This is a genomic window from Stenotrophomonas sp. HMWF003, from assembly GCF_003061285.1.
Classification (GTDB): domain Bacteria; phylum Pseudomonadota; class Gammaproteobacteria; order Xanthomonadales; family Xanthomonadaceae; genus Stenotrophomonas; species Stenotrophomonas maltophilia_AP.
The window spans coordinates 1-8260 of record NZ_QAIW01000109.1; the positions used below are offsets into that span (position 1 = coordinate 1).

Annotated in this window: 8 protein-coding genes; 2 read left to right on the top strand and 6 right to left on the bottom strand. The window is 65.8% G+C overall.

The window, feature by feature from the left end:
* A partial coding sequence (locus DBR34_RS04335) for a LysR family transcriptional regulator (RefSeq protein ID WP_146186767.1) occupies positions 1–233 on the bottom strand: 233 nt, incomplete at its 3' end.
* A 102-nt stretch (positions 234–335) separates the two neighbouring features.
* On the opposite strand from DBR34_RS04335, the gene DBR34_RS04340 reads away from it, so the two are divergent.
* Positions 336–1097 (top strand): SDR family oxidoreductase, encoded by a 762-nt coding sequence (locus DBR34_RS04340; RefSeq protein ID WP_128095860.1) that lies wholly within the window; start codon positions 336–338, stop codon positions 1095–1097.
* 135 nt (positions 1098–1232) lie between these two features.
* Positions 1233–1559, top strand: coding sequence for a DUF3817 domain-containing protein (locus tag DBR34_RS04345; protein ID WP_128095861.1), 327 nt, complete (start codon positions 1233–1235; stop codon positions 1557–1559).
* A gap of 47 nt (positions 1560–1606) precedes the next feature.
* Here DBR34_RS04345 and DBR34_RS04350 read toward each other — a convergent pair whose 3' ends face one another.
* The 5 genes from DBR34_RS04350 to DBR34_RS04370 all read right to left on the bottom strand — a co-directional run.
* On the bottom strand, positions 1607–4321 hold the full coding sequence (locus DBR34_RS04350) for an autotransporter outer membrane beta-barrel domain-containing protein (RefSeq protein WP_258223660.1): 2715 nt from the start codon (positions 4319–4321) through the stop codon (positions 1607–1609).
* A 134-nt stretch (positions 4322–4455) separates the two neighbouring features.
* Positions 4456–4782 (bottom strand): thioredoxin family protein, encoded by a 327-nt coding sequence (locus tag DBR34_RS04355; protein ID WP_128095862.1) that lies wholly within the window; start codon positions 4780–4782, stop codon positions 4456–4458.
* On the bottom strand, positions 4754–5233 hold the full coding sequence (locus tag DBR34_RS04360; RefSeq protein ID WP_128095863.1) for a flavodoxin: 480 nt from the start codon (positions 5231–5233) through the stop codon (positions 4754–4756). The genes DBR34_RS04355 and DBR34_RS04360 overlap by 29 nt, the downstream gene beginning before the upstream one ends.
* Before the next feature lie 7 nt (positions 5234–5240).
* Positions 5241–6281, bottom strand: coding sequence for a ribonucleotide-diphosphate reductase subunit beta (locus DBR34_RS04365; protein WP_128095864.1), 1041 nt, complete (start codon positions 6279–6281; stop codon positions 5241–5243).
* Positions 6282–6337: 56 nt separating this feature from the next.
* The coding region (locus DBR34_RS04370) for a ribonucleoside-diphosphate reductase subunit alpha (protein WP_128095865.1) at positions 6338–8260 on the bottom strand (1923 nt) is incomplete at its 5' end.

Here is an 8260-nt window from a genome sequence, read left to right on the forward strand (position 1 = left end):
TCTTCCATGTCGTCGAGCAGGTCGCGGGCGCGCTGCTGGAACTGCAGGCCGTCGGCGCTCAGCCGTACCCGGCGGGTGGTCCGGTGCAGCAACTGCACGCCCACCTCCGCCTCCAATCGCTGCACGGCCAGCGACACGCTGGCCTTGGGCAGGCCCAGGCTGTCGGCAGCGCCGGTGAACGAGCCCAGTTCGGCGACGCGCAGGAAGCTGCGCAGTTGGTCCAGGCGATCCATGGATTGTTCGTCGTTGGTGAACAGTCAAATCAGGATCGCGCGGTTTATGCGGCTACGCAAGATCAATAGTCTGTGCCCACACCCTACCGCTGGAGAAACACCATGAGCAGCTCCCCCCGTATCGTCCTGGTCACTGGCGGCAGTCGCGGTCTGGGCCGCAACGCCGCACTCGCGCTGGCGGCCGATGGCGCCGATATCGTGATCACCTACCGCAGCCAGGCCGACGCTGCCCGGCAGGTGGTCGCCCAGATCGAAGCTCTCGGTCGCCGTGCCACGGCCTTGCCGCTGGATGTCGCCGACAGCGGCAGCTTCCCCGCGTTCGCCGACCAGCTGCGCGACACCCTGCAGGGGTGGGGCGCCACGCAGTTGCAGGGCCTGCTCAACAACGCCGGCGAAGGCTTGTACGCGAGCATCGCCGAGACCACGCACGAGCAGTTCGACCACGCCGTGGCGGTACATCTGAAGGGGCCGTATTTCCTCACCCAGGCGCTGCTGCCGCTGATCGCCGATGGCGGGCGCATCCTCAACGTGTCCAGCGGGCTGGCGCGGTTCTCGCTGCCGGGCAGTTCGGCCTACGCGATGATGAAGGGCGGCATCGAGGTGTTCACCCGCTACCTGGCCAAGGAACTGGGCGCGCGCGGGATCAGCGCCAACACGCTCGCACCGGGCGCGATCGCCACCGATTTCGGCGGCGGCCGCGTGCGCGACGACGAGCACGTCAACGGGATGGTGGCCTCGATCACCGCGTTGGGACGTGCCGGCCAGCCGGACGACATCGGGCCGGTGGCCGCGGCGCTGTTGTCGCCGTCCACGGCATGGATCAATGCGCAGCGGGTGGAAGCATCGGGCGGCATGTTCGTCTGAGTGGCGGGGCGTGCGGCATCGTGCGCACGCCTTTTGGAGGTCGATTGGCTGCAAACGGGTCGCATTCGCAGTTTGCGGCTATCATGGCGCTCCTGATTCCTGCGTGCCGAGCCTGATTTGAACGCCACTCCACCGATGACCCCCATGGGTCGCGTCTTCGCCACCGTTGCCTTCATCGAAGCGCTGACCTGGGCCGGCCTGTTGATCGGCATGTACTTCAAGTACCACGCCGCCGATCCCACTCCGATCGGCGTGCGCGTGTTCGGCCCGGTGCACGGGTTCGCCTTCATGGCCTACGTTGTGGTGACGGTACTGGCCGCGGTGCGGCTGCGTTGGCCGTGGTGGGCGGCAGGGCTGGCCCTGCTGGCCGCGGTGCCGCCGCTGGTGACGTTGCCGCTGGAGTGGTGGTTCAAGCGGCGTGGGTTGCTGGGTGTGCCGTCGCTGCGCAAAGGAAGCGCCTGACGCGCGCAGGCGCCGACGTGAATGTCGGCGCCTGTGCCCGCCACCTGTTACCAGCTGTAACTCATGCCCAGTTGAGCGCTCGTCAGGTGATAGCCCGACGACTGCTGGCGCGAAATGCCCCCCCACGCGCCCAGGCCGTTGGCGAACTTCACCGATGCACCAGCACTGACTTCGGCACGGCTGCGCGGAATGCGGGCGTCCACTACCTCGCCATCCATGCGCACCTGCGACTCAGCCCGGGTATGCAGCCAGTTGGCCGCGATGTACGGCTGCACTTCGGCTGCAGCACCACCCCAGCGGGTCACGCCGGACAGGCGCAGCCCGACGCGACCGAACAGGCCATCGGCATCCTGCGCAGTCACGGCCGTACCGTTGGCCTCGGTGTGTCGCAGGGCATCCCAGCGGTTGTACCCCACCTGCAACTGCGGCTCCAGGAACAGGCCGCCGTTGCGCGCGCCGCCCAGGGGGAAGGCATAGCCGGCTTCGATGGCGCCCTGCCAGGCGCGACTGTCGTAGTGCTCGGGGGACAGGCCACTGCCTTCTACCCGGTTGCGGAACTGGGCGCGCTGCAGTGAGCCGTCCACATAGAAGCCGGCATACGGGTCGGCGGTGCTGCGGCTGCGCCACGTAGCGTAGATGCCAAGCGCTTCTCCCTTGACCTTGCCACGGGCATGGTAGCCGGTGAGCGGGTTGGTCGACGTGCTGCTGGCATTGCCGCTGGAGATCATCACGCCTGCGCTGCTGCCGGTGTCTGCGCGCCACACATCGGCACCCACGGTCAGCGCCTGGCTGTTGCCGCGGATATCCAGTTGCTGGCTGACGGCATCAAACCCGTTGCGCGCGCCATCCACCCGCGCCCAGGCGCGACCGGCATTCTGGCCCGCATTGCGGTCGTGGTAGCCGATGCGGAACAGGGTTTGCGCCGCCTGCAGGTTGGCCAGATAGGCACCCGGTTCAGGGCGCAGCACCGGCTCCGGATTCACCGGCGTGCAATCGGGCAGGGTGGGGTCCACGTCGCACGGGTCGGGCTGGCCCGGCAGCTGCGAGCGCAGGTACCAGTTGCCGTCGGTGCCGGTGCCCTTGAACAGGAAGTACTCGTATTGGCCGCCAACCGCGCGACCGGCGAGGTCGAATTGGCCATTGGAAGCGCCGGCTACCTGGATCAGCTCGATGCCCTGGTTGGTCTGGGCGCCTGCGCCGCCGACGTTGTTGACCCGGACGTTGGTCTGGCCGCTGCTGTCGCCGCCGATCACCAGCTTGTCGGTCGCGGCATCGTCGCCAGCCAGTACGGTGTTGAACACCAGGGTGCCTCCGTCGCTGGTGTAGTCGCCGGCCACCTGCAGGGTGTGGAAGCCGGCCCCGTCACCGAGCTCCACCAGCGCGTTGCCCGCCATGCCGAACTGTTGCACGTTGCTGTCGCCGGTCAGGCGCCAGTGCGCACCATCGACGGTGACGTTGCTGCCGTTGATGATGGCACCGGTCAGAGAGGCGCGGTCTGAGAGGGCTACATTGACTTCGGCCGTGTTGATGCCTTGCACCTTGCCCACTATGTCGCCCTGGATCGTGGAAGCGGCGGCGCTCAGATCGGCGCGGCCGAGTGCGGCTACCTCCAGCGCGATGCCGTTGCCACCTTCGACGCTGGCGCCATTGCGCAGCGTGATGCTGCCGCCGCCGCCGCCGACCGACATGGCGGGCCCGCTGCCCGAAACCACGCGCGAGCGGTCCAACTCCACCTGACCACTGCTGATCGAGATACCCGTTGTTGCACCTTCAATTACAGACGCATCCAGTGCACGGAAGGTTCCGCCCGAAACCGAGACTGCCGACAGGCCACGGCCCGTGCCGGTCCCGCGGATGCTGGAGCCGACGGCAGTGAACGCTGCGCCGTCGAGAAGGGCCACCGCAGTGCTGCCTGCCAATTCCGAATTCACGACGGTCGCTACCGGCGGCGGGGTGCCGGGGTTGGCGCGGTCGCCCTGCAGGAAAACAAGCCCCTCGATCGTTGATCGCTCGATAAACAGATCGCCTGTGGAGAACATGGAAATCGCGCGGTTTCGGCCAGAGAGAGTGCTGTTGGAGATGCGGGCGACGCCGCTTCTCATGCTCAGCCCATAGCCATTGGCGCCACTGGCGCTGCCGTCTGAGCGGGCCGATACGCCGTCCAGCACAAGCGTTCCGCCATCCACTACCGAAAGTGCTTCGCCGCCGCTGGCGATGGTGGTATTCCGGATCGACAGCTGGCTGCCCGCGCCGGCGACCTGCAGCCCCCGGCCGGCAGAGTTCACCGCCATATTGGAAAGGTTGAGGGTGCTCCCTCCTGTCGCCGCGCCGGCGTCACCCATGCTGGTCGTGATCGTAATGGTTCCGCCGGTGATGTCGCCTGTTGAATTGTTCTGCAGCCGAATGCCGAGAAACCCTCCAATGGCCACGTCATTGCCCGTCACGCGTGAGTTGTCGCTCTGGATGAAGCCGGTTGCGCCACCGGGGGCGATCGTCAACGCAGCGCCGTCGCTGAGATACCAGCTTTCAGGCGTATCGCCCGGGTTCACCGTGGCCGAACTACCTGGACCGCTCAGGTTGCCCGCGATGACGGCACTCGGCGCCAACGCCATGCACAGCGCGATGGCGCTGAACAACGGGTGTCGGCTGTTGGAAAGGCGGATGGATTCAGACGTCATGACAAACCTCGGGCGATGTGCTGAGGTTAGGCGGAGCGATGTCGGCCTATTCGAGCACGCGTGGGAATGCGTGAGATCTTCCAATAGCCAGTTGCGCTGAACTATGCAATTAGTTGTATTCGGCGCCTATCGACCCCTTGATTCACTTTTGAGCAGGTAGTGTGATCGAGGCGTGATTTCCGTGCATTCAGTGCTTGGCGCGCAGGGAGTGCGACGCATCAGGCAACTGTCTCCAGCGCTGCGCCGATCTGCGTCGGCGACTGGTACCCGGCCAGTCGCGCCACTTCCTGACCGTCACGGACCAGCAGCAGGGTCGGTGTCTGGCGCAGGCCCAGGCTGCGGAAGAACACCTCGCCGATGGTTTCCAGGTGCACCTTGAGCAGCACGATGCCCGCCGTGCTGGGCGAACCGGCGATGCTGGCCAACGACATGTCCAGCATGCGGCAGCCGGGGCAGTTGTCCTTGTGGAAATCCACCAGCACGGCGGGATGGTCGCGCAGGGCGGCGTGGTAGGCGTCAGGCGTGGCGGCGTGCAGGGTCTGCATGGGTAGAGGTCTCGATGCGGGCCAACACGGTGTCGGTCCAGTGGTGGATGGCGCGGGTGTCGGCCTGCCCATGCGGCATCTGCTCGATTTCCAGCACCGGGTGCGGCGAGCCGAAGAAGCGCGCCAGCCGGTGCGCGGCGCCGCAGTAGTACTCCGGGCCCCATTGGGTTTCGCCGGTGCCGAACACGGCCACGCCCGGGCCGGGCGGCAGCCCGGCGGTGTCGCGCAGCGTGGCCACGAAGGCCTTCATCTCCGCCGGGGTACGGCCGGCATTGTCGGTCCAGCAACCGAGCAGCAGTGCATCGCGTGGCTGCTCCAGCGCGGCGGCGGTAGCGCCGTCCACGTCCAGCAACTGCAGCCGGTGACCGAGCACCTGGCAGCGTGCCGCGACCAGCCGCGCCACCTCGCGCGTGTTGCCGCTCAGCGATGCATAGGCAAGCAGGATGCGCATGGGCGGCTTACAGGTCGTCGAAGCCGTTGTCCGCGTTGGTCTTCTTGTAGCTGGCGTTGCGCATTTCGAAGAAGTCGGTCTTGGTCTCGGTGAAGTTGTCGGCGTAGGCCTTGATCCACGGCATCACGTTGACGTGGGTGTCGCTGTACAGCTTCTCGATGCCGAGCATGCCGGCCATCTTGTTGGCGCGGTATTTCACGTAGCGGATCATTTCGTCCACGTCGATGCCGTCGATACCGTCCAGCACCTCGCCGGTCCAGCGCGTTTCCAGTGCAATGGCATGCTCGAACGCATCGTGTACGTAGGCGGTGAGCTGGTCGCCCTGGAGCTGCTGGTTCTCGCCGATGATGGCGCGGATCAGTTCGCTGATGAACTTGGTATGGGCCAGTTCGTCGCGGTTGATGAAGCTGATGATCTTGCCAGTGCCCGTCATGCGGTTCTGGCGCACCAGGTTGTAGAAGAACGCGAACCCGGAATAGAAATTGATGCCTTCCAGGATCGACGACTGGATCAGCGACCGGATCAGGGTCTCGGCGGTCTTTTCGCGCATGAAGTCGTCGTAGGACTGCATGATCGGCTGGTTGCGCGCCAGGATGGTGGGATGGGTGCGCGCGATCTCGAACACGCGGTTCTGGTCGGCCAGCCCGGCGATGGAGGCCAGTACGTAGCTGTAGCTCTCGTTATGGATCACCTCCTGCTGGCCGATGATCGCCGCGTTGGCATGCGCGGCCGGGTCGGTGATGTACTCGGCCACGTTGTAGATGAAGCGGGTCTGCGGGGAGTCGAGCGTGGCCAGCAGGCCGATGATCGAATCGTAGGCGTTCTTTTCGCGCGCGTTGAGCTCGCCGTAGCCGCGCGCGTCGCCCTTCATGTCCACTTCGTCGGGGATCCAGAAGTTGGTCGACAGCTCCTTGTAGGCCCGGTAGAAGGACGGGTAGGGGATGTCGTTCCAGTTCAGGATGCCGCTGGTGCGGCCGTTGATGATGCCGGTGGAACGATTGGGGTAGCGCGGTTCGAGAATTTTGATGCGTTCGAGCGGTGTTGCCATGGGGGTGTCCTGGTTGTCGGGTTGCGCATGTAGGCATGGTTGACGACCAGCGGGCGTCAGCTACCGCACCATTCGCACTCGTCGATGTCGATGTCGTTGGAGCGGACGTAATAGGTGGTTTTCAGGCCTTCGCGCCAGGCGCTCATGTGCAGGTCGAGCAGGGTGCTGGCGCGGATGGTGCTGGGCACGTACAGGTTGAAGCTGATCGACTGGTCCACGTGGCGTTGGCGGCGCGCGTTCTGGCGGATGCTGGCGAACTGATCCAGCCGGTAGGCGCCCTTTTCGTAGTACGGGTAGGTCTCCAGCGACAGCCCGGGCGCGGCCACGGGGCGGCGGAAGTCCTTCTTTTCCTCGTAGTAGAACGCGCCGTACACCGGGTCGATGGAGGCGCTGGAGCCGGCGATCTGCGCGGTACTCATGTTGGGCGCAACCGCCAGCAGCCAGCCGTTGCGCAGCCCGTGCACGCTGACCTGCGCGGCCAGCTCCTGCCAGGCCGGGCTGTCGTAGCCACGCGCACGGAAGTACTCGCCGGTCTGCCAGTCGCTGCCCACGAAGGTGCTGTAGCGAGCCTTCTCCTCGGCCAGGCGCATGCTGGCCTGGATGGCCAGGTAGTTGATCCGCTCGTACAGGCTGTCGGCATAATCTTCGGCCTGGGGGTCGTTCCAGTCGATCTGCTTCAGCGCCAGCAGGTGGTGCCAGCCAAACGTGCCCAGGCCGATCGCGCGGTACTTGCGGTTGGTGATGGTGGCCTGCGGTACCGGCAGCTGGTTGAGGTCGATCACGTTGTCGAGCATGCGCACCTGGATCGGCACCAGCCGCTCCAGCACATCGCTGGACAGCAGGTCCGGCGCCGCGGTGACCGCGCGGCCCAGGTTGATCGAGGACAGGTTGCACACCACGAAATCGCCGGCCTGGCGGGTGGTGACGATCTGGTCGCCACTGATCATCTCCTGCATCAGCCGGGTGGGGCTCATGTTCTGCAGGATCTCGGTGCACAGGTTGCTGGAATACACCTTGCCGGCGTGCTTGTTCGGGTTCATCCGGTTCACTTCGTCCCGGTAGAACATGAAGGGATTGCCGGTCTCCAGCTGGCTGACCATGATCCGCTTGAACAGGTCGATGGCCTTGATCGTGCGCCGGCTGATGCGTTCGTCGGCTACCACCTCGGCATAGCGCTCGCGGAAGCTGCCCTGGCCGCGCTGCTCGTCGTGGAAATCCTGCAGGTACCAGCCCTTGATCCGCTTCACCTCGTACGGGTCGAACAGATACCAGTCACCGCGCCGCTCCACTGCTTCCATGAACAGGTCGGGCAGGCACACCGAGGTGAACACATCGTGCGCGCGCAGGCGCTGGTCGCCATTGTTCAGGCGCAGATCCAGGAAGCTTTCGATGTCGCGGTGCCACACGTCCAGATACACCGCGATGGCGCCCTTGCGCTGGCCGAGCTGGTCCACGCTCACGGCGGTGTTGTTGAGTTGTTTGATCCACGGCACCACGCCGCCGGACGAATTGGCCACGCCGCGGATCGCCGCACCGGCCGAGCGCACATAGCCCAGGTACGCGCCCACGCCGCCACCGTGTTTGGACACGCGGGCCACGTCGGTGTTGGAGTCGTAGATGCCCTGCAGGCTGTCGTCCACGGTGTCGATGAAGCACGACGACAGCTGCCCGCCGGTCTTGCCGGCATTGGCCAGGGTGGGCGTGGCCACCGTCATGTACAGGTTTGAGAGGGCCCAGTAGGCCTCGCGCACCAGACGCATGCGCCGGGCGCGGGTGCGGTCTCCGCTGAGGTGTTCGTTCTGCATCAGGTACAGCGCGATGGTGAGCCAGCGCTCCTGCGGCAGTTCGTACACCGCCCGCGACGGGTCGGTGGCCAGGTAGCGGGTGGCCAGCAGGTACAGGCCGTTGTAGGCGAACAGCAGGTCGCGCTCGGGCTCGATCATCGCTCCGGCTTCCTCCAGTTCTTCCTTGGAGTAGGT

Bases quoted from the DNA above. Each gene is read 5' to 3' on its own strand.
- DBR34_RS04355 (WP_128095862.1), bottom strand. From the start codon at position 4,782: ATGCAGACCCTGCACGCCGCCACGCCTGACGCCTACCACGCCGCCCTG.
- DBR34_RS04345 (WP_128095861.1), top strand. From the start codon at position 1,233: ATGACCCCCATGGGTCGCGTCTTCGCCACCGTTGCCTTCATCGAAGCG.
- DBR34_RS04360 (WP_128095863.1), bottom strand. From the start codon at position 5,233: ATGCGCATCCTGCTTGCCTATGCATCGCTGAGCGGCAACACGCGCGAG.
- DBR34_RS04340 (WP_128095860.1), top strand. From the start codon at position 336: ATGAGCAGCTCCCCCCGTATCGTCCTGGTCACTGGCGGCAGTCGCGGT.
- DBR34_RS04365 (WP_128095864.1), bottom strand. From the start codon at position 6,281: ATGGCAACACCGCTCGAACGCATCAAAATTCTCGAACCGCGCTACCCC.